The organism is Nonomuraea sp. NPDC052116 (assembly GCF_040680035.1).
Lineage (GTDB): Bacteria > Actinomycetota > Actinomycetes > Streptosporangiales > Streptosporangiaceae > Nonomuraea > Nonomuraea angiospora_A.
In genome coordinates, this window is the sequence record NZ_JBFAWA010000008.1 from 220,721 (window position 1) to 241,256 (window position 20,536).

At 73.1% G+C, this 20,536-nt stretch carries 15 protein-coding genes and 1 pseudogene; 8 read left to right on the forward strand and 8 right to left on the reverse strand.

Annotated elements, in window-relative coordinates; translation table 11 throughout:
• Positions 1–33: 33 nt before the first annotated feature.
• The 3 genes from AB0L65_RS17690 (at position 34) to AB0L65_RS17700 (ending at position 2,482) form a co-directional block, all read left to right on the forward strand.
• Positions 34–1,512, forward strand: a complete 1,479-nt coding sequence (locus tag AB0L65_RS17690; RefSeq protein ID WP_364246275.1) for a pyridoxal-dependent decarboxylase — start codon at positions 34–36, stop codon at positions 1,510–1,512.
• Positions 1,513–1,572: 60 nt separating this feature from the next.
• Positions 1,573–2,178, forward strand: a complete 606-nt coding sequence (locus tag AB0L65_RS17695) for a response regulator transcription factor (protein ID WP_364246657.1) — start codon at positions 1,573–1,575, stop codon at positions 2,176–2,178.
• 91 nt (positions 2,179–2,269) lie between these two features.
• On the forward strand, positions 2,270–2,482 hold the full coding sequence (locus AB0L65_RS17700) for a hypothetical protein (protein WP_364246278.1): 213 nt from the start codon (positions 2,270–2,272) through the stop codon (positions 2,480–2,482).
• 9 nt (positions 2,483–2,491) lie between these two features.
• Here AB0L65_RS17700 and AB0L65_RS17705 read toward each other — a convergent pair whose 3' ends face one another.
• A complete protein-coding gene (locus tag AB0L65_RS17705) occupies positions 2,492–3,598 on the reverse strand; it encodes an FAD-dependent monooxygenase (RefSeq protein ID WP_364246281.1) in 1,107 nt (368 codons plus the stop codon).
• A 98-nt stretch (positions 3,599–3,696) separates the two neighbouring features.
• Between AB0L65_RS17705 and AB0L65_RS17710 the strand changes: the two genes are divergently transcribed.
• Together AB0L65_RS17710 and AB0L65_RS17715 are read left to right on the forward strand one after the other, a co-directional pair.
• A complete protein-coding gene (locus tag AB0L65_RS17710) occupies positions 3,697–4,272 on the forward strand; it encodes a helix-turn-helix domain-containing protein (protein ID WP_364246284.1) in 576 nt (191 codons plus the stop codon).
• A 63-nt stretch (positions 4,273–4,335) separates the two neighbouring features.
• Complete coding sequence (locus AB0L65_RS17715) at positions 4,336–5,439, forward strand: hypothetical protein (RefSeq protein ID WP_364246287.1); 1,104 nt, start codon at positions 4,336–4,338, stop codon at positions 5,437–5,439.
• Here the strand turns inward: AB0L65_RS17715 and AB0L65_RS17720 are convergent.
• The gene (locus tag AB0L65_RS17720) at positions 5,436–10,163 is read right to left on the reverse strand and encodes a GH92 family glycosyl hydrolase (RefSeq protein WP_364246289.1); all 4,728 of its coding nucleotides are present in this window, start codon (positions 10,161–10,163) and stop codon (positions 5,436–5,438) included. The genes AB0L65_RS17715 and AB0L65_RS17720 overlap by 4 nt on opposite strands.
• Positions 10,164–10,315: 152 nt before the next feature.
• Positions 10,316–10,813 carry a hypothetical protein gene (locus AB0L65_RS17725; RefSeq protein ID WP_364246292.1) on the reverse strand — a complete coding sequence of 166 codons (498 nt, stop codon included), beginning with the start codon at positions 10,811–10,813 and terminating at the stop codon, positions 10,316–10,318.
• A 157-nt stretch (positions 10,814–10,970) separates the two neighbouring features.
• Between AB0L65_RS17725 and AB0L65_RS17730 the strand changes: the two genes are divergently transcribed.
• Complete coding sequence (locus tag AB0L65_RS17730; protein ID WP_364246294.1) at positions 10,971–11,531, forward strand: GNAT family protein; 561 nt, start codon at positions 10,971–10,973, stop codon at positions 11,529–11,531.
• A gap of 55 nt (positions 11,532–11,586) precedes the next feature.
• Here AB0L65_RS17730 and AB0L65_RS17735 read toward each other — a convergent pair whose 3' ends face one another.
• Positions 11,587–12,951, reverse strand: coding sequence for an FAD-binding oxidoreductase (locus AB0L65_RS17735; protein WP_364246297.1), 1,365 nt, complete (start codon positions 12,949–12,951; stop codon positions 11,587–11,589).
• A gap of 75 nt (positions 12,952–13,026) precedes the next feature.
• Here AB0L65_RS17735 and AB0L65_RS17740 point away from each other — a divergent pair, with 75 nt between their 5' ends.
• Positions 13,027–16,323: a BTAD domain-containing putative transcriptional regulator gene (locus AB0L65_RS17740; protein ID WP_364246299.1), complete on the forward strand. Its 3,297-nt coding sequence runs from the start codon at positions 13,027–13,029 to the stop codon at positions 16,321–16,323.
• Between the two features lie 124 nt (positions 16,324–16,447).
• Here the strand turns inward: AB0L65_RS17740 and AB0L65_RS17745 are convergent, their stop codons facing one another.
• The 3 genes and pseudogenes from AB0L65_RS17745 to AB0L65_RS17755 all read right to left on the reverse strand — a co-directional run.
• Positions 16,448–17,893 (reverse strand): OmpA family protein, encoded by a 1,446-nt coding sequence (locus AB0L65_RS17745; RefSeq protein WP_364246302.1) that lies wholly within the window; start codon positions 17,891–17,893, stop codon positions 16,448–16,450.
• Between the two features lie 91 nt (positions 17,894–17,984).
• Positions 17,985–19,151, reverse strand: coding sequence for an acyl-CoA dehydrogenase family protein (locus AB0L65_RS17750; RefSeq protein WP_364246304.1), 1,167 nt, complete (start codon positions 19,149–19,151; stop codon positions 17,985–17,987).
• A gap of 86 nt (positions 19,152–19,237) precedes the next feature.
• Positions 19,238–19,600 (reverse strand): annotated as a pseudogene (locus tag AB0L65_RS17755) (substrate-binding domain-containing protein); the annotation flags it as partial.
• Between the two features lie 26 nt (positions 19,601–19,626).
• On the opposite strand from AB0L65_RS17755, the gene AB0L65_RS17760 reads away from it, so the two are divergent.
• Entirely contained in the window at positions 19,627–19,845 is a 219-nt protein-coding gene (locus AB0L65_RS17760; protein WP_364246307.1) for a hypothetical protein, read from the forward strand.
• A gap of 182 nt (positions 19,846–20,027) precedes the next feature.
• On the opposite strand, the gene AB0L65_RS17765 is transcribed toward AB0L65_RS17760, so the two are convergent.
• Positions 20,028–20,405, reverse strand: coding sequence for a hypothetical protein (locus tag AB0L65_RS17765; protein ID WP_355200112.1), 378 nt, complete (start codon positions 20,403–20,405; stop codon positions 20,028–20,030).
• Positions 20,406–20,536: the final 131 nt, after the last annotated feature.

Consider the following 20,536-nt stretch of genomic DNA (forward strand, 5'->3'; position numbering starts at 1 on the left):
GCGGTCCATTTGTCCATCCCGTCCGGAGCCCGCATGTCTTCGCATCCGACCGTCGTGCCCGACCTGTCCGGCGGCGTCTCCGGCGCCGCCGCCCTGGAACCTCTGCTGCGCACGGTGCTGACCGCCCTCTCGGAAGGCGCGGCACGGCGTGGCGGGCCGATCCCCGCCGGTACGCCCGGCGAGCTCTTCGCGGGAGTCGCCCAGGGCTTCGCCGGGCCGGGCGGTGACGCCCTGCGCCGGTTCACCGAGCTGGTGGCCGCCGGCAGCGCCGACCCGGCCGACCCGGCCTGCGCCGCGCACCTGCACTGCCCGCCGCTCGCCGTCGCCGTGGCCGCCGACCTGGCGATCTCCGCGCTCAACCCGTCGCAGGACTCCTGGGACCAGGCCCCCGCGACCACCGCCCTGGAGACCCTCCTGCTGGGTGAGCTGGCCGGATTGGTGGGCTACCCGGACTCGGCCGCGGGTGTGCTCACCTCCGGCGGCACCGAGTCCAACTTCATGGGCCTGATGCTGGCCAGGGACCGGGTGCTGGGTCATGCGACCGGCCACCGGATCGAGCGGAGCGGCCTGCCGGCGAACGCGCCGCGGGCGCGGATCTTCGCCTCCGCCGCCGCCCACTTCTCGACACGGCGCGCCGCGGCCCTGCTGGGCCTGGGCGAGGACGCGGTCGTGACCATCCCGGTGGACGGCGAGCTGCGGATGCGGCCGGAGGAGCTGGCCGCCGCGCTGCGGGAGTGCGTGCGGCGGGGCGAGCTGCCGATGGCCGTCGTCGCCACGGCCGGCACCACCGACACGGGCGCGATCGACCCGCTGGGAACCTGCGCGGAGCTGGCCGCCGAGCACGGGGCCTGGCTGCACGTGGACGCCGCCTACGGCGGTGGCGCCCTGCTGTCCGACCGGCTGGCTCCGCTGCTGGCGGGCATCGAGCGGGCCGACTCGGTGTCCCTGGACTGGCACAAGCTGGGCTGGCAGCCCGTCGCCGCGGGCGTCTTCCTGGTACGGCGGGCCGAGACGTACGAGTCGTTGGAGCGGCGCGCGGCCTACCTCAACCCGGCCGACGACGAGGAGGCCGGCTACACCAGCCTGCTCGGGCATTCGCTGCGCACCACCCGCCGCCCCGACGGCTTCAAGATCGCCGTCACGCTGGCGACCTTCGGCAGGGACGGCCTGGGCCGCCTCGTGGACGCCTGCCACGATCTGGCGCGGGCCGGAGCGGCGGCCGTCCGCGTCCATCCCCGGCTGGAACTGCACGCCGATCCGGTGCTGACGGCGTTCCTCTTCCGGTACCTCCCGGCGGACTCCGCCCTGGCGGACCGGGTGAACGCCGGGCTGCGCCGCCGCCTGCTCCACGAGGGACGCGCCGTCGTCGGCCGTACCGAGCTCCCGGGAGCGGGGCCGGGCCGCGTGCGGCTCAAGCTCACCCTGCTCAACCCGCACACGACCGCTGCCGAGGTGGAGCGGCTCGTCCACCTGGTCGCCGCCGCGGGCGAGGCCGAGGAGGAGACGCTGTGAAACGGGGCCTCTAAGCTGAGTGACCGTGACGACGCAGCGAGCCGAATTGCGCACATGAGCGTGGTCCGCGTTCTCCTCGCGGAGGACATGCTCCTCCTGCGCGAGGCGCTCGTGGAGCTGCTCCACCTCCACGACGGCATCGACGTGGTGGCCCAGGTGTCCAGCGGGGCGGAGATCGTGGTGGCGGCGGAGCGTCACCGGCCGGACGTCGCGGTGATCGACATCGACCTGCCGGGGATGGACGGCATCACGGCCGCCGCCGAGCTGAACGACCGGCTGCCCGACTGCCGGGTGCTCATCCTGACCGCGCTGAGCAGGCCGGGCGAGCTGCGCCGTGCGCTCGATGCGAGGGTCGCCGGGTTCGTACCCAAGGACATCAGGCCCGGCGACCTCGTCGCCGCGATCCGGACGGTCGCCGCCGGAGGTGAGGTGGTGGACCCCGCCCTGGCCATGACCGCGTTGCGGGCGCCGGAGAGCCCGCTCACCCAGCGCGAGACGGAGGTGCTGCGGATGTCGGCGACCGGCGCCCAGCCCTTGGAGATCGCCGAGCGGCTCTTCCTCACCTACGGCACGGTCCGCAACTACCTGACCTCGGCGGTCGCCAAGCTGGGCGCCCGCAACCGGATCGACGCCATCCGCATCGCCTCCGAGGCCGGCTGGCTCTGACCGCGGCCCGCGCTGAACGGCATCTCACGATGCCGCAGCGGACGCGAAGTCCTCGAGGATGTCGTTGAAGTGCGGGCCGGCGGCGAACAGCATGAACCCCTCGACGGAGCCCTCCAGCTCGCCGGCTGCCATCGCCGCTGACGACCACGGCGGCGACCAGGTCCGGATGCTCCAGCGCGGTGTCGACCGCGAGCGCGCCGAGCTGCGCCGGATCGGCGGTGACCTCACCGACGCCGAGGTCACCGCCTGCCTCCGGGTCCTGTCGCGCCTGCTCGGGCATCTCGACGACATCGACATGGACTGATCGGGACCTTCATCCCACGATGTAGTCCTTGAGCGGAACGACGTCCTCGGCCACCTCCACCGGGGGCTCGGTGGGCGGCTGGAGGAACCAGCGGGCCGCGGCCCGGCCATGCAGCTGGTTGCGCTCGACGTAGTCGCGCAGCCGGCCCTCGTACGCGGCGAAGCCGGTGGCGTGGTCCGGGGCCTCCGCCAGCTCGCCGGCCAGCACGTACGCGCCGATCAACGCCTGCGAGGTGCCGCGGCCGGAGGTGGGCGCGGCGCAGTAGGCGGCGTCGCCCACCAGCGCCACCCGGCCGGCCGACCACGAGTCCATCACGACCTGGCCGGAGGAGTCGAAGAAGAACTCCTCGGCCTCGCTCATGGCCTCCAGCAGCCGGGGCACCTCCCAGCCCGCGCCGGCGAAGTGCTCGGCCACCAGCTTCTCCTGCTGCCGGCGGTCGCGCCGGTCGTAGTCCAGGTGGTCGGCCCCGAACGACAGGCCGACGCGGAGCTCGCTGTTGCCGCGGGCGGCGAAGGCCAGCGCGTTGCGGCCGACGGTGTTGTGCATCAGGCCCGTGCGGTCGAGGCCGAACAGGTTGGGCGTGGTGAACAGCGCGCCGTAGATGCCCAGGTGGCGGACGTAGCGGGACTCGGGGCCGAAGGCGAGCCGGCGCACGGTCGAGTGCATCCCGTCCGCGCCGATCACCAGGTCGAACGTACGGGATCCGGCGCGCTCGAAGGTCACGTGGACGCCGGAGCCGTCCTGGTCGAGCCCCGTGATCGTGTCGTCGAAGAGGTAGTCGGTGGTGTCGCGGGTGGCCTCGTACAGGATGGCCGTCACGTCGGACTTGAGCACCTCCAGGTCGCCGGAGATGGCGGTGGCGGGCAGCTCGGCCAGGGGCGCGCCGGCGTCGTCGACCAGCGTCATCCCGGTCATCCCCGTCTCGTGCCGGCGCATCTCCTCCAGCAGGCCCATCCGCTCCAGCACCTCCAGCGCGCTGCCGCGGAAGTCGATGGCGGCGCCGCCGCCGCGGACGACCGGGGCCCGCTCCACGATCGTGGGCGCGTGGCCGTGCCGGTGCAGCCAGTAGGCCAGGGCGGGGCCGGCGACGCTGCCGCCGGAGATCAGGATCCGCATGGGGACTTCCCTTCTCGGTTGGTGTGGGGCAACCGTACGCAGAGTTTGGGCAAATGCGCAAGACGGGCGTCTCATGCGTGCGTGCTAGGCTGCCTGCCATGGGAAACCGTGAGGACCTGCTGGCCGGGGCGCGGCGCTGCCTGGAGGAGAAGGGGTGGGCGCGCACGACCGTCCGCGACATCTCGGCGGCGGCCGGCGTTAGCATGGCCGCGATCGGCTACCACTTCGGCTCGCGCGAGGCGCTGCTCAACGCGGCGCTGGTGGAGGCCATGCGGGAGTGGGGCGAGCAGATCGGCGCCGCGATGGCCGCCGTGGACGAGGCGGCCGCGCCCGGCGAGCGCTTCGAGGCACTCTGGGAGCGGCTCATCGCGTCGATCGGCGAGCACCGCACGCTGTGGCTGGCCAATCTGGAGGCCATGGTGCAGGCCGAGCACTCGCCGGAGCTGCGCGACGAGCTCGTGGCCGGTCAGCGCGAGGGCCGCCGCGGCATGGCCGTGCACCTGGCGGACGGCGACGAGGCGGACATCGCCGAGCGCGAGGTGCGCACCGTCGGCTCGGTGCACCTCGCGCTGCTGCTGGGCGTGATGATGCAGTGGCTCAACGACCCGGACCAGGCCCCGACGGGGGCGGAGGTCCTGGCGGGCCTGCGCGGACTGACCGCCCGGATGGGGTGAAGTTCGTCAATCGTTCAGCTCGGCGCAGCCGGCCGGATCCCGGGCAGGCGCCATCATGCCTCTGTGTACCGCATCCCGGTGGCCGTTGTGCTGGCGGCGCTCACCATGGTCACGCCGGTCGAGGCTGCCGTCGGCTGGCAGGTCAGCTTCCGCGGCGGAGCCCGTACGTACATCGCGGATCTCGCCGCCACCGGGCCGGCGGACGCCTGGGCCGCGGGCCGGCGCGAGACCAAGCAGCTCGATCCGCGGACCGGCTCGCCCGTCACCGCGCCGTTGATCAGGCACTGGAACGGCAGGGAGTGGACGGAGTTCACCGGCCCGGGCGGGTCCCTGCGTGAGATCTCCCTGATCGAGGCGTCATCCCCGGCCGACGTGTGGATCGCGGGGAGCACCGGCGCCCGTTCGGTGCTGTCGCGCTGGGACGGCAGGCGCTGGCGGCTCATGGGGTCGGGCCGGACCACGATCACCGATCTGGACGTCCCGGACGGCGAGCACGCCTGGGTGGTGGGCCGCGACGACCGTACACGGGGAGTGTTCTTCAAGCGCTATCACGGCGGGCGCTGGACGAGCCTGCCCGCGCCGGCGTCCCTGAGGGAGATCAGCGTCCGTTCGCCCGGAGAGATCTGGGGCTGGGGTCCCTCCGCCGTCACGCGCTGGGACGGCAAGGCGTGGCACCCGGTGGCGCTGCCTGCCGTCGCGGTGCCCGCGGCGGCCGTGCCCGCGTTCGGATCGGTACGGGTCCGCTACGACGCGGTGCTCGCCGCCGCGAACGGGGACGTCTGGATCGCCGCCGGGTTCCAGCAGGGCGACTGGACGCAGCCGGGGGCCGTCCTGCTGCACCGGCGCGGCGGGACGTGGGAGCAGCTCCGGCTGCCCGGCGACCACGTCACCACCCTGTCCGGCGACGGCTCCGGCGGCGTCTACGCGGCGACGACCCGGCAGTCGATCACCGCGACCCCGGACGGCCAGGACCCCTACGCCTACACCACCCTGTCCATCGACGCGCTCCGGTACGTCGGCGGCGTGCTGACCCGGCAGAGCGTCACCCCGCCGGCGACCGGATTTGAATGGACGGACCTCGTCGCCGTGCCGCGTACGGGCTCGGCGCTGGCCGCGGGCTTCGCCTGGAAACCTCCTCAGGGAGACGTGATCTTCCGCAACTCCTAGCGCCGCAGGTCCAGCCGCACCCTGGCCAGCCAGGACCCCCAGCCGTTCTCCGGCCGGCTGTCCCCGATGCGCAGGTAGAACGTACGGGCCTCGCCCCGCAGCTCGTCGAGGTCGAGCGTGCGCGCCGAGCGGTTGGACAGGTCGCGCACGTCGGCGCTCTCCTGCAGCACGGTCCGCCAGCTCCGGTTGTCGGCCGAGACCTGCACCAGGAACTGGTTGCCGATGTCCAGCGTCACCGAACCCCCGCTCACCTGGGCGGGCAGATCGAAGCGGTAGGTGGCGTGGCCGTCGCCGTCGGTGAAACGGGCGCGCCCGTCGAACACCTCGCCGTCGAGCTGGGACCCGTCGGCCTCCAGCAGCCACGGCTCCTCGGCGGCCGTGCCGGGCGTGAACTCCACGGTGTCGCCGACCACCGTGACCGTCACCTGCTCGGAGGCCGGCCCCTGGTCGGAGGTCGCGGCGAGCCGGATCGGGTGGCTGCCGGGACCCGCCGTCGCCGGCACCGTCACCTGGAACGTCACGGTCTGGGACGCGCCCGGCGCGACGGGACCGAAGGCGACCCCTCCCGAGGGCTGGACGGTCCAGCTCTCAGGGCCGGTCGCGGTCAGCCGTCCGGTGGCGGGCCGGTCGGCGTGGTCGGACACGGTCACCGGGAGCGTCACGGTCTCCCCAGGAGCGGCGAAGACCCCGGCGGCCTCGATGACCAGCGGTGACGTGGCGGGCGGCGCGGGGGCGAGCAGCTCGATCTCCGCGAGCGACGTGCCGCCGGTGAACCTGAGCCGGTAGTGGGCGTACGCGCCAGGATGCGCGATCTTGAACGGACGGGTCTGCAGCCGCCACGGGAAGCTCTCGCCGGCCCGCTCGTCGAGCACCTTCCACGACGTGCCGTCGGCGGAACCCTCCAGGACCCATCCGGACGGATCCTCGGAAGGCTGCCCGGCGCCGGAGGTGAGCGTGTAGTAACGCGCTTCCCGGTCGCCGTCGAAGGTGTATCGCACCCATTCGGGCAGCGTCGCCCGGGTGGCCGAGTCGTCGTCGAACAGCGCGCTCACGTCGGCGCCGCCGGCCGCCGACGCCGTGCCGCGCCCCGGCCCCGTGAGGTCGTGCAGCGGGGCGGGGATCCGGTCGTCGTCGGTGATCGAGGGCGGGGCGGCGTTCCTGCCCGTGCCCCAGCGCGACGGCTTCGGCCCCATCTCGAACACCAGCTCGCCGCCCTTGGCGATCAGGTCGTGCGGAAGGTACGTCTTGTCGTACGTCCTGCCGTTGACCGTCAGCCCTTGCACGTAGACGTTGCGCTGGCTGTTGCCCGGCGCCCTGATCACCAGCTTCCTGCCGCCCTCCAGGTGCACCGTCGCCTTCTTGAACAGCGGCGAGCCGATCGCGTAGTAGGGGCTGCCCATCTGCAGCGGGTAGAAGCCCAGCGCCCCGAAGACCTGCCAGGCCGACATCTCCCCGTTGTCCTCGTCGCCGGGGTAGCCCTGGCCGATCTCGCTGCCCAGGTAGAGCCGCGAGAGCGCCTCGCGCACCTTGGCCTGGGTCTTCCACGGTTGTCCCGCGTAGTCGTACATGTAGGCGATGTGGTGCGAGGGCTGGTTGCTGTGCCCGTACTGGCCCATCCGGATGTCCCGGGCCTCGCGCATCTCGTGGATGATCCCCCGGTACGAGCCGGGGAACGCCGCCGTCTCCTGGGTGGCGAAGAACGCGTCCAGCTTGGCGGCCAGCTTGTCGGCGCCGCCGTACAGGTTGGCCAGGCCGCGGCCGTCCTGCGGGACGTGGAAGGCCATGTTCCAGCCGTCGGTCTCGGTGTAGTCGAAGCCCCACGTACGCGGGTCGTAGGCGCTCGGCTTGAGCCGGAAGGAGCCGTCGGCGTTCCTGCCCTGGAAGAAGCGCACCGCCGGGTCGAACAGGTGGACGTAGTTACGCGCCCTGTTCCGGAAATATTCGTACTCCTCCAGGTAGCGGGCACGCTGCGCTCCCGTGGACCGCTCGGCCAGCGCCTTGGCCATGTTCGCGATCCCGAAGTCGTTGATGTAGCCGTCCATCGCCCACGACATCGCCTCGCCGGTCGACTGGACGCTCGTGTACCCGAGGAAGACGGAGGTGTTCAGGCCCTTGCGGCCCACCTGCCGGGTGGGCGGGGCGACGGTGGCGTTCTTGACCGCGGCCTCATAAGCGGCCACGGCGTCGAAGCCGGTCACCCCCTTCAGGTACGCGTCGGCGAAGGCGACGTCGGAGCTGGTGCCGACCATCAGATCGGCGTACCCGGGCGAGGACCACCGGGAGATCCAGCCGCCGTCCAGGTACTGCCGCACGAACCCGTCGATCATCTCCCCGGCCGCCTTCGGCGTCAGCAGCGCGTACGCGGGCCAGGTGGTGCGGTAGGTGTCCCAGAAGCCGTTGTTGACGTACACCTTCCCGTCCGCCACCGGCGCCCCGGTCTGGGTGGGCGTGCTGGGCGGGGTGCTGGTCGCCGACTGCACGGCGTGCTTGTGGACGGGCGCGGCGGCGGTGCCGGTGTTCTCGAAGCCGGAGTTGGGATAGAGGAACAGCCGGTACAGGTTGGAGTACAGCGTGACCAGCTGGTCCCGGCTCGCCCCTTCGACCTCGATGACGCCCAGCTTGGCGTCCCACGCCCGGCGGGCGCGCTCGCTGACCGTCTCCAGCGTGTCCGAGGCGGCGATCTCCAGCTCCAGGTTGTGCCTGGCCTGGTCGATGCTGATCAGCGAGGACGCGATGCGCATGGTGACCGTCCTCATCGTGCCCGCGTCGAAGGACAGGTAGCCGAGCACGTTGTCCCGGCCCTGGCCGGTCAGCTTGCCGCCGCCGGTGACCGGGCGGTCGAAGACGGCGTAGTAGAACATCCGCGTGGCCCCGGTGGACAGGTCGCTGCGCACGTCGGAGTAGCCGGTCACCACACCGCCGGCCGGGTCCAGGGTCAGGCCGCCGCTGTTGTTCGCGTTGTCGAAGATCAGCTTGGCCTCGGAGCCGGGGAAGGTGAAGCGGGCCAGCGCCGCGTGGTCGGACGGGGCGATCTCGGTCTTGAGCCCGTTGTCGAAGGTGACCGCGTACAGGTGCGGCTGCGCGACCTCCCGCTCATGGCGGAAGGCCAGCGCGCGGGCGGTACGGGACGGGTTGGGCACCCCCTCGGCCGCCGAGGGCATGAACTGGAACGTCTGCCGGTCACCCATCCACGGGCTGGGCTCGTGACTGGCGGTGAACGCCTGGATCTCGGGCAGGTTGGCGGCGTTGCCGGCGCGGTGGTACTCGTACAGCCAGCTCGTCGAGCCGGCGTTGGTCATCGGCGTCCAGAAGTTGAACCCGTGCGGCACCGCGGTGGCCGGGAAGTTGTTCCCCCGCGAGAAGCCGCCGGTGGAGTGCGTCCCCCGGGTGGTCATCACGTACTGGGCAGGGCTTCGATCGTCGTGTGCCGGGCGGCCCTCGTACGGCTGCCGCTTCCGCTCCGAGACGATCCTGATGTCGTCCACCCACCCGCGGAACCCGGTGGGCCCTGCCGGGCTGTCGTAGGCCACCAGGATGCGGCTGATCCGCTTGCCCTTGGCGACCTCGCCGATCTGGGCGCGCTTGTAGTTCCACTGGTCGGCGTACAGGGTCTTGGACTCGCCCTGCGCGCGCGGCGAAAGCCGGACGCCGTGCTGGTCGACGGCCTTGAGGTCGCTGAGGTACGTGCCGTCGCGGAAGGCCAGGTCCACCGAGACGTACGTGCTGGGGTAGCGCAGGTCGGCCGCGGTGAACTCGGGGAAGACCACGTAGGACAGCTCCGTCGTGGCCGTGACCGGGATGTCCACCTCGAACACCTTGTTGGTGGAGTGGCCGCCGGTCTCGGCGGTGGTGCTGCCCGCGTACTGGAACGCCCGCAGGCCGGAGAAGCCGGCGCGCGGCTTGGACACGAACCCGCCGTTCGGTCCCGCGCCGATCTGGCTGCGCATGTCGCTGGGCGGCGTGGGGCCGGTCCGGCCGTCCGACAGCTCCCACTCGGCCAGCTGCAGGGTCGAGCCGCCGCCGATCCGGGTGACGTTCAGCCGGTAGTGGGCGTAGGCGGTCGGGTTGGCGAAGCGGTACTCCTTGCGCTGGAAGCGCGCCGTGAACGTCTCGCCGGTCCGGGTGTCCAGGGTGGTCCAGCTCTGCCCGTCCTGGGAGCCCTGCAGCTGCCAGTCGCGCGGGTCGCGTTCGGGCGCGTCGTTGGCGGAGGTCAGCGCGTAGTGCACGACCGCGACCGGGGCGGCCAGGCCGTACTGGGCCCAGCCGGTGCCGGCGAACACCAGCCACTTGGTGTTCGCGTCATCATCGGCCAGGTTCTCCTTCCCCTCGCCGCCGGAGGCGTTCTCGCCGCTGGCGGTGAACCGGGCGATCCGGTCCGAGATGCTGCCCTCGATGCGTCCGGGCAGGGTGCCGATGACGTTCGCGGCCTTCTTGACGCCGCGGGCGTCGGTCTCTGTCGTGTCGGCCCACGTCGGCTGCGGGTCGCCGGGCTCGAAGGAGGAGGCGAAGGCCGCGCCCTCGGCCCGGGCCAGGGCCTGCCCGTCCCGCGCCGCCCGCTGCGTCTCCGCCGCGGGCGGAGCCGACTCGGCGGCCTGCGGGCCGGGGGGCGGGCTGTAGGAGGGGTTGGGGGTCGGAGTGCCCGAAGGGCCGGGATTGGGCACGGGTTCAGGTCCGGCCGGGCCGGTCAGCGCGGCGGCGGGTGCGGCGAGGGCGAGGGTGGTCACGGCGCATAAGACCGCCATCATAAGAGATCGTTTACGACGGGACGGGGAAGGCCAGAGGGTGCTCACAGCGGTCTCCCAGGAGGAGTGATGACAACGTTGTCAACCCCGATCTGTTAAGGAAGTTTTCAAATCGGCGGCGCCGTGTCAAGACCTCAGTGGGAGCCGACCAGGGTCTTGAGCGCGATGATGGCCAGCCCCATCGCGAGGTTGGCGGCCCCGGAGAGGGCCACGACCCGCGCGGAGGCCCGGGCCGTGACGGCCGCCGCGACGGCCCAGGCCGCCTGGCTCGCCACGGCGACGACCAGCGCCACCCAGGTCGACGCCTTGTCGGACAGGCCCAGCGACGAGGCGAAGGCGGCGCCGATGGCAGGGGGGAACGAGGCCTGCGCCACCGGCCAGTCGTGCCGGCCGGCCGTGCGCAGCCGCTGCCAGGTCAGGGGCTGGGTTCTGCTGGACACCACCCAGGCGTAGACGTGGGCGAGCCAGAACACCACGCCCGTGCAGATCAACACGACCACGAGGTCGCCCGCGGACACCGGCGTGCCGTCCACCGCGCTGCCGGCCACCACCGAGGCCGCCAGCAGCGAGCCGTACACGGCCCCCGCGAACTCGGTCCGCTCCTGGCCGCCCTCGGTGTCATGCGTGTCCATGGCAGCAGTGTCGTCGGGCGCCCGCCGGGCCCGGCCGGTCGGCGTGCGGGACGATGCACAGTTTTGGGCTGTTCGGGAAGATCGCCAACCTGCCCCGCCGCGCCGCGTGAGAGGATCTGCTGGCGATATGGCCTGGCTTTCGATCGTTGGGGGAACGATGTTCGCAATATCCCTGGGCGAGGACGGCGCGGAGCTGCGGCCGCTGGAGCCGTGGTCGGCCGAGGAGTTCCTGGCTCACATGGACCGGGCGCGGGAGTTCGTCGGGCAGTTCATCTCGTTCGCGGACCGGGCCACGGACCTGGAGTCGAGCCGGTCCCTGCTCCTGAGATACGCGGAGAAGGCCGCCATCGACACCGGGCGGATCTACGGCATCTGGTTGGACGGCACGCTGGTCGGCGGGGTGCTCTTCCGCACGATGGACGTCCTGACGGGCGTCGCGGAGGTGGGCTGCTGGCTGGAGCCGTCGGCGGCGGGCAAGGGCCTGGTGTCCAGGGCCGCACGGGTGATCATCGATTGGGCCGTCGAGGAACGGGGCATCCACCGCATCGAGTGGGTGGTCGCGTCGGAGAACGCGGCCAGCATCGCCGTGGCCCGGCGGCTGGGGATGACCAAGGACGGCGTGCTGCGGGAGAGCTACCCGTACCGGGGCAAGCGGCACGACATGGAGGTCTGGTCGGTGCTCGCGCCGGAGTGGCGCGCCGCCAGGCAGCCGTCCTAGCGTGACCGGCACCCGCCCGCCGTCCGGGCGGGTGCCGGGCTCCTCAGGGACTTCCTCAGGGACTGACGTGGGCGCAGTGGCGGAACACGTCCCCGGGGTCCCAGGCCGCCTTCACCTGCTGCAGCCGGCGATACCTGCGCACACCCATCGCCCAGCGCACCCGGTCGTCGTCGGCCTGCTCCAGGTTCAGGTAGGAGCCGGTGACCCCGTGCTTCCTGATCGCCGAGGTCACCTCCTCCACCCAGGCGAGGTTGGCGGGGTCGTCGCCGGGATCCACCCAGACGCCGACGGGGTGCACCAGCCAGCGCCCGCCGTGGCGGCTGGGGAAGGCGGAGTCAGGCGCCGTCCTGACCGCCTCCGGCAGCGGCGAGACGATCAGCTGCGACAGCGGGCTCGGCGCGGCGATCGCGGCGTCCTGCAGGTCGGAGATCAGGCTCGGCTCCAGGCCGGGCACGAACTCCGCCGACCACCTGTTGCGCCGCCCCGGCTGCGAGCCGTCGTCCAGCATCGACTGCAGCGCCAGGTACGGCATCGGCTGGACCGCGTCGAACAGCGGCGTCGCCGCCTCGAACAGCGGCCGGATCACCTCGGCCCCCGCCTCCGGGTCGCCGAGCCAGACGGGCGCGATCGCGAGGATCGGCCGTCCCACCACGTGCCCGGGCACGAACGGCGCCGGCGGCGCCGTCAGGAAGACCGCCGCGGGCGCGAAGTCGTCGTGCCCGGCCAAGTGCAGCCGGTCCAGGGCCTCCAGTACGGCGGGCGCGTCGGAGACCCGGTAACCGAGCATGCCGCCGAGCACCAGCGGGCCCAGCGGGTGCAGCCGGAAGGTGAACGACGTGACCACGCCGAAGTTGCCGCCCCCGCCGCGCAGCGCCCACATCAGCTCGGGCTCGCTCTCGTCGTCGGCGACGACCACCCGGCCGTCGGCCGTGACGAGTTCGACGGCGATCAGGTTGTCGCAGCTCAGCCCGTACTTCGCGGACAGCCAGCCCTCGCCGCCCCCGAGGGTGAGCCCGGCGACGCCGGTGTGGCTGATCCGGCCGCCGGGCACGGCCAGGCCGTGCGCCTGTGTGGCCTGGTCGACCTCGCCCCAGACCGCGCCCGCCTGAACGACGGCCGTCCGGGCGGCCGCGTCCACGGTGACGCCGCGCAGCGCCGACAGGTCGATCACGAGGTCGCCGCCGAGCGCGTGCCCGGCCACCCCGTGCCCGCCGCCGCGCACGCTGACCTCCAGGGCGTGCTGGCGTGCGTAGGACAGCGCGCTGACGACGTCGGCGGTGCCGCTGACCCGCACGATCGCGGCCGGCCTGCGGCTGATCATGCTGTTGTGCAGGGCCCGGGCGTCCTCGTAGCCGGCGTCCCGCGGGGTGAGGACCTCTCCTCGTACGGTGGCTCGCAGGTCCGTGATGTCGTGTGTCATGAGGCCAGCCTGAGCGGATGACCTTGCACCCCCGTTTCACGGACGTCTCACGGAATTCGCTGAGATAATTCCCCCATGCCCTCCCTCCCCGGCCTGGACGTCCTCGTGCTCGGACCGGTCACCGTCCGTGCCGGAGACGCGACGATCGTGGTGGATCGCCTCCTTGAGCGCGCGCTGCTGACCCGGCTCGCGCTCGCGGGCGGGTCTCCGGTTCCCGACGCGCGGCTGGCCGCCGACCTGTGGGGGGAGGCGGAGCTGGCCCGTCCCACCGAGCGTCTGCGGGTCCTCGTCTCCCGCCTGCGCGCCGCCCTCCCCGCTCTCCCCGCCGGCCCCGGGCAGGGCGCGGGCCGGTCGCGGCAGGCCTCACCCCTGGTCAGGACGCCTGGTGGCTACGCGCTCGACGCCCACGCCGCCGACCTGGTCAAGGCCCGGGCCGCCGCCGAACGTGCGCACGCGGCGGCCAGGTCCGGCGACCACGCGGGCGCCCGGGGCTCGGCGGCGCAGGCGCTCGGGCTCTGGCGCGGGAGGGCGCTGGCGGACCTGCGGGCGATCCCCTATGCCGAGCTGGAGGGGGAGCGGCTGGAGGCGTGGCGGCTGGACCTGACGGTGCAGCGGCTCACCGCCGACCTCGCCCTCGGCGCGGCGGCCGAGGTGAGCGCGGAGCTGGAGCGGCTGGCGGACGAGCATCCGCTGCACGAACGGGTGTCCTGCCTGCTCGCGCTGGCCCTCTATCGCACCGGCAGGCAGGCCGACGCGCTCGACCGGCTGGCCAGGCTCCGCCGCAGGCTGGCCGACGCGCTCGGTATCGACCCGGTCCCGGAGACGGCGGCGCTGGAGCTGCGGATCCTCCGCCAGGATCCGTCCCTCCAGCTCACGAACACCGCCCCGACGCAAGGCGTGATCGCGCCCAGGCCGCAACCGTCCCCGCTCCCTGCCGAGCCGGACCCGTCCCCGCCCCCTGTCCAGCTGGACCCGTCGTTGCTCCCTGCCCAGCCGGAGTCGTCCCCACCCCTTGCCAAGTCGCCCGGGCAGGAGCCGTCCCCGCTCTCCGTCGGGTTGCCCGCCGCGGAGCCGTCCCTGCTCTCGGCCGGGTCGCCGGGCCCGCCCCCTGCCGAGTCGCCCGCCCCGGATCAGGCTCGCCCCCGGGTACGCCTGCCGGGACCCGCGACGAGCTTCGTCGGCCGGGACGGCGAGCTGGCGGCGCTGGTGAGACGGCTCGCGCGGCCGGGGCTCGTCACGCTCACGGGCGGGCCGGGCAGCGGCAAGTCGCGGCTCGCCATCGAGGCGGCCAAGGCCGTGGCCCAGGCCCCGGTGTCCAGGGTGGTGACCCTGGTGGAGCTGGCGCCGTTACACCGGGAAGGGGCGGTGCGCGCGGCGGTGACGGCGGCCGTGGGGCTGGAGTCGGAGTCCGACGATCCCCTGCCGGAGCTGGCCGCGCGCCTGGACGGCGGGCTGCTGGTGCTCGACAACGCCGAGCACCTTGTGGACCAGGTGGCCGAGCTGGTCATGGGGCTGCTGGGCCGTACCGACGGGCTGGCCGTGCTGGTCACCTCGCAGCTCCCGCTGCTGGTGGCGGGGGAGGAGCTCAACCGGGTCGGACCGCTGCCCGCGCACGCGGCGGCGACGCTGTTCACCCAGCGGTGCGCTCCCGACCAGGCCGGTGCCGAACCCGCTGCCGTCGCGGCGATCTGCGCCGCCGTGGACCGGCTGCCGCTGGGGATCGAGCTGGCCGCCGGTCTGACCCGCACGCTCACCGTGACGCAGTTGGCCGCACGGGTCGAGGACCGGTTGCGCCTGCTGGTGGGCGGCGGACGCACCGCGGGCGGCCGGCACACGAGCCTGCGCGCCGCCCTCGACTGGAGCCACGACCTGCTGGCCGAGCGGGAGCGGCTGGTGCTGCGGCGGGTGTCGGTGTTCAGCGGCGGCTTCGACCTGGAGGCCGCCGAACACGTCGTGCCGGCCGTACCGGGCGACGCCGGCCCAGGCGGTCCCGGTACGAGCGGCACCGGCATGAGCGGCCTCGCCACGGGCGGTCCCGGCACGGGTGAAGCCGCCGGGGAGGGTGTGACCGTCGGGGACGTCGCGCCCGCGCTGGCCGAGCTGGCGGACCGGAGCCTGGTCACCGTGGAGACGTCCGGGGGCGGGCGGCGGTTCGGGCTGCTGGAGACCGTACGCGACTACGCGCGGGCGAAGCTGCTCGCCGCAGGGGAGACGGAGGGCGCGCTGGCCGCCCACCTGGGCTGGTGCGTGGCGTTCGTCCGCCGGCTCGGCGCGCCGACCGACTTCCTCGCGGCGGAGGAGGTGTCGGCCGTGTTCGCGGAGTGGCCCAACCTGCTCGACGCGCTGGAGCGCGCCCCCGGCACCGAGCGGGCGGCCGACGGCCTGCGGCTGGCGCTCGAACTGCACACGCCGTGGCTGATCCGCGGCTGGTACGGCGAGGCCGAGCGGCATTTCTCGGCCCTGGCCGACGCGCCGGGCAGCACGCCGACCGAGCAGGCGACCGCGCTGAGCGACCATGCCTTCGTCTCCACCATGGTCGGCAAGTTCGACGCGGCGGCCGAGCTGCTGACCAGGGCCGCCGAGCTGGCCGAGATCGCGTCGGACGACATGGTGACCATGAACGTCCTCTACTACCGCGGCATCGTGGAGATCGAGCGCGGCCGCCTCCGCGAGGCGCTCCCGCCGCTGCTCCAGGGCCTGGAGCTGGCCGAAAGCGTCTCCCACACGCAGCGGGTGTCCGCCTTCGCCGACGCGCTCGGCACGCTCCACCTCTACTCGGGCGATGCCGAGCAGGCGCTCCAGCGCTACGTCACCGCCAACGCCTTCGACCTGGAGACCGGCGACGAGCACGGGCTGGCGCGCGGTCTCAGCAACCAGGCGCAGGCGCTGCTGGGCATGGGCCACCTCAAGGAGGCGCTGGCGTGCGCCACCGAGTCCGACCACTACGCCGCGCGGCTGGACGACCGCCAGATCCTCCCGCTCAACGAGCTGATCAGGGGCGCCGTCGCCATGGCCGAAGGGGAGCTGGGCCGGGCGGAAGCCCATATGCGCACGGCCGTCGGCTACGCGGTCACCGACGGCTCCGGGGCGAGCATGGCGCACATCGACCTGGCCGACGTGCTCATCCGGCGCGAGGAGTTCGGCGAGGCGGCGGCGCTGCTGGACGAGGTCTACGCCGAGTCGGCCGAGCACAGCACGCCCTGGCTCGCGGCCCGGGCCGTGTCGGCGGCGCTGGCGCTCGCGAGCCGGGACCGGCGACGGGCCGGGGAGCTGGCGGAGGCGACGGCCACCGCCTACGCCGCCTCGGGCTTCGGCTGGCCCCGCTACGCCGCCCGCCTGGAGGAGGTCAGAGCCGCGCTCGCCACCGCATGACCCGCCCGCGAAACACCGGACTCAACTCGCCACCTCGGCCGGAACGTGTGAGGGTCAGCTTGCCACCTCGGCTGGGGCGCGTGAGGGGGGTCAGCTCGCCAACTCGGCCGGGACGTGTGAGGGGTCAGCTTGCCACCTCGGCCGGGAGCGCCTGGTCGTAGCCGCCGATCTGGACCTTCACCGACGGGACGTTCGTGTTCGGCGCCGGGAAGAGCCCCCACAGCGTCACCTCGGCGCCCGCCGGCACCGTGTCGAGCTTGCCCGGCGCGAAGGAGGCGCTCATCGTGCCGACGAAGTCGAAGTACGTGGGCTCGGCGAATCCGCACAGCTCCTGCCGGCCGTTCTGAGCCGCGATCGACAGCTGGCCCGAGGTGAGCTCCTTCGGCGTGAAGTGGTTCTCATACTCCAGGGACGCGGCCTCCGACCCGGGGTTGGTGACCTTGACGCTCGCCAGGAGGTAGCCCGACAGCCGCCGTACGCTCTCCACCCGCACCTGGAGCCCCGCGTCGGTCAGGTCGCTGCCCGTCTCCGGGGGCCGCACGGTGGTGTCGCTGTCGATCTGCACCTCGACCCGCCGGTTCTGCGCCCGCCCGTCCGGGTCGTCGCTGCCGTCGGGCTTGGTGTTGGGCACCACGGGCTCGCCCTCGCCGTGCCCCTTCGTCCGGTACGCGAAGCCGTCGCCGAGCGAAGGACGCAGCACCTGGCTGACGGCCGCGGCGCGTTCCTGCGACAGCGTCTGGTTGTCGGAGGTGCCCCCGATCGCGTCGGTGTGCCCGTCCACGGTGACCGATCCCGACGAGGCGGAGACCCGGCCGCGCAGCGCCTCAATGGCGGACTTGGCCGACGGCGACAGCTTGGAGCTGCCGAACTCGAACAGCACGTCGCTGGGCAGCCGGAACGCCTCACGCGTGCCGCCCGTCGTCTTGCAGACCAGCGGACCGACCTGGAGCTTGTTGTGCGGGCCGCGCAGGGCGGGGTCGTCGGCCGGTTCGGCGTCCGTGATCGGCACGGTCACCGGGAGCAGGCCGTTCAGCACGACGAGCATCTCGGTGGCCTCCTTGGGCGGTGCCGCGAAGACCGCCGTCACCGGGGCCGACCGGCCCGGCTCGATGTCGACGTCCTCGCTGATCCGGCCGTCCGGGCCCGAGCTGCCGATCAGGCCGTAGGCGGTGCCGCGGGGCAGGTCCACCAGCGTGATCAGCTGCTCGCGGCTGTCGAGGCCGAGCGCGCCGAGCGAGATCTCGTCGTCCGTGCCGTTGAAGAGCTCGAACTGCAGCGCCAGCTCGTTCTCGCCGGACCTGACCAGGCGCAGGTTCCGGCCCTCGACCGGCAGGGCGGACGAGGTGGGCCCGGCGACCACGCCCTCCGAGGACGACTCCGGCCGCGAGGGAGAGTCCTCCGGAGAGGGTGTCTCCTCCGGCGGGTCCTCGGGCCGGTCCTGCGCCGGGGCCTCTGGAGCCTTCACCGAGGCCGCGGGCTGAGCCGGCCGCCCCAGCGCACCGCAGGCGGAAAGGGCGAGCACGAGCGCCGCCCCGCAGGCCGCGCTCCTGGTCATGTCAGTCATTGGCATGCGGACCAGCCTGGGAGCACGGCGTTCCACGGACATTTCACCGGAGTCTCACCGCGCCGCCCCGGCCCCGAACACGCGGGTCAGAGCACTCTCACGGCTCCAGGCCGAACAGTGCCCAGGACTCGCCGGCGGCCAGGCCGGCCAGTTCGCGGCCGCACTCCCGGAGCAGCTGCGGGCCCGAGGTGATGTGCGCGGCGCCGGCGTGGACGTCCCTGAACAGCCGCTGGATCAGCCCGTCGCGCAGCGCCGAGGTGCCGCCCGACGCGTAGACGAAGTGGGAGACCTCGGTGATCGTCGACGTGATGTGGTTGAGTGCGAGCCGCACCATCGTCTCCTGCCGTACGTCGAGCGTCCGGCCCGAGTCGAGGGTGCGTTCCACGTCGTCCCACGTCTCGCGCACCAGGGCCGCCGCGGCGCGGAACTTCGCCTCGGCACGGGCGAAGTCGGTGTGGAAGGCGTCGCTGCCGGCGATCTGCCCGGTCCGCCCGGCCCGTGCCACGGCGTAACGGCTCAGCTCGTCCAGCAGCCGGCGGCCGACGCCGAGCGCCCAGGCGGAGTGGCAGATCAGCGCCTGATCGACCAGGCCGAGCCGGTAGATGGCGCCGCCGCGCAGGGGTTCGTTCGTGGCGAAGACGTGCGACTGCGACTCCGGCACGAAGACGTCGTCCATCGAGTAGTCGATGCTGCCGGTCGCGCGCAGGCCGAGGACGTCCCAGTTGCCGAGCGGCTTGACGTCCTCGATCGGTGTGATGAAGATCCGGACCTCGTCGGTGCCCTCGATGGCGCCCAGGCTGTGGACGTACTGGGAGTGCAGCATGGCGGAGGCGAAGCTCCACTGCCCGCTGAGGCGGAAGCCCCCGTCCTCGGGGACGGCGATGCCCGGCCGGGTGCCCTGGCCCGCGAAGAGCGGCATCCGGGGGCCCTTGAAGATGCGTTCGACGGCCTCGTCGCCCAGGTAGGCGCCGGCCGTGCCGTTCTCCAGGCAGGTGGCCATGACCACCCAGCCCGTCGAGGGGTCGGCGTAGGAGAGCTCTCCGAGGACTGCCATCAGCTCCCTGGGCGACAGCTCGGCGCCGCCGAGCGGCACTGGCACCCATATCCCGAAAAGTCCTGCCTCGTGTAGGGCGTCCATGACGGAGGTGGAGAGTCTGCCCTGCTCCTCGGCCTGGTCCGCGTCGCGCTCGATCAGCGGGCGCAGCGCGCGGGCTCGCTCCAGCAGGGTGTTGCCCGCGGTGTGCAGTCGCGGCGTGTCGCTCATGTCCAGGTACTCCTGTTCGCGATCGTCGGCGCTCTTACTCCGTCAGATCACGTATGCGGCGCATTGTCCAGAGCCGTTGCGCGACCTCATGGGCCGGCCGCCCGGCTCGATCCGCGGACGATCAGCTCGGTGGCGAGCTCGATGCGGCGGGACTCGATCTTCTCGCCGACGGCCGTGCGCAGGGCGATGCCGCCCATCTCGCGCAGCGGCCGGCGTACGGTGGTCAGCTGCGGCGAGGTCATGACCGCGACCTCGGTGTCGTCGAAGCCGACCACGCTGAGGTCCTCCGGGACGCGCAGGCCCCGCGCCCTGGCGGCCTGCATGGCGCCGAGGGCACTCCCGTCGCCGGCGGCGAGAGCCGCAGGCCGAGCAGGGCGGCTCTGCCCGTCTCCCCGTCGGGATAGCGGAAGCCCGACGTACGGACGTATTCGGCGGGCACGGGCACGCCCGCGGCTTCCATCGCGGCGCGGTAGCCGTGCATGCGTGCCTGGTTGCGGGCCGCGTCGGCGATGCCGCCGAGGTGGCCGGGGGCGGCTCGCTGCCGATCGTGATCATCGCTCGCCGCCCCGCGCCGACCAGGCCGCGGACCCAGGAGGTCCCGCCGCCGGTCATCACCGCCGTGCTGGTGACGATGACGGCCGCGCCCGAACCGGCTCCGGCCTCGATCATGCCCTGGACGGTCTGGGCGGAGTAGGTACACAGATCCGAGGCCACCTCCACCTGGACGGTGGCCGGAGCCGCCGTCCGCGTCCGGCGTGACCGGCGGGCAGCGTAGCCGTGCTTCCTGCAGCAGGGACTGCACCATCGAGCGGGTGGCGGGTGAGGCCGTTGAGGACCTTCGACACGGCGGCCACGGACACGCCGGCCGAGGCGACGTCAGGGATTGCCCGATCGGCAGACGGGCGTGGTGTGGTACTCGACGGACGCGCCGGTGGCGTCGGAGATCACCGCCCGGATGTCGTACCGCACCGTGGGCTGGCAGCCGATCCCCACGAAACTCCTGTTGTCGTACGCGGGGATGTAGCCGCCGTCGACGAACCAGCGGATGGCGACCGGAGCGATCGCCCCGCTGTAGGAGACCGAGCAGAGGAAGCGCCGCGCGAGCGGTTCGCAGCTGCCCTCGTCCAGGGTCAGGGCCATGGCCGTCGCCGGGCCGGCCGTCGTGGCGACGGCGGCCGACGCGGGCGCGACCGGGCAGAGGAGCAGGCCGATCGCCAGGACAGCGGGCGGGACGAGTCTGTACGACGTGCGCATTTCCTGTCTCCCTTTTGGCCGACGACGGAATCGGGGGTTTCGCGTTCACAGGCACGAGCGGGATCCCGCCCGGCATCGACGGCAGTCATGTCCCGGGCGTCGCCTCCAGTATGAAAGGGCGGGCAAGGCGA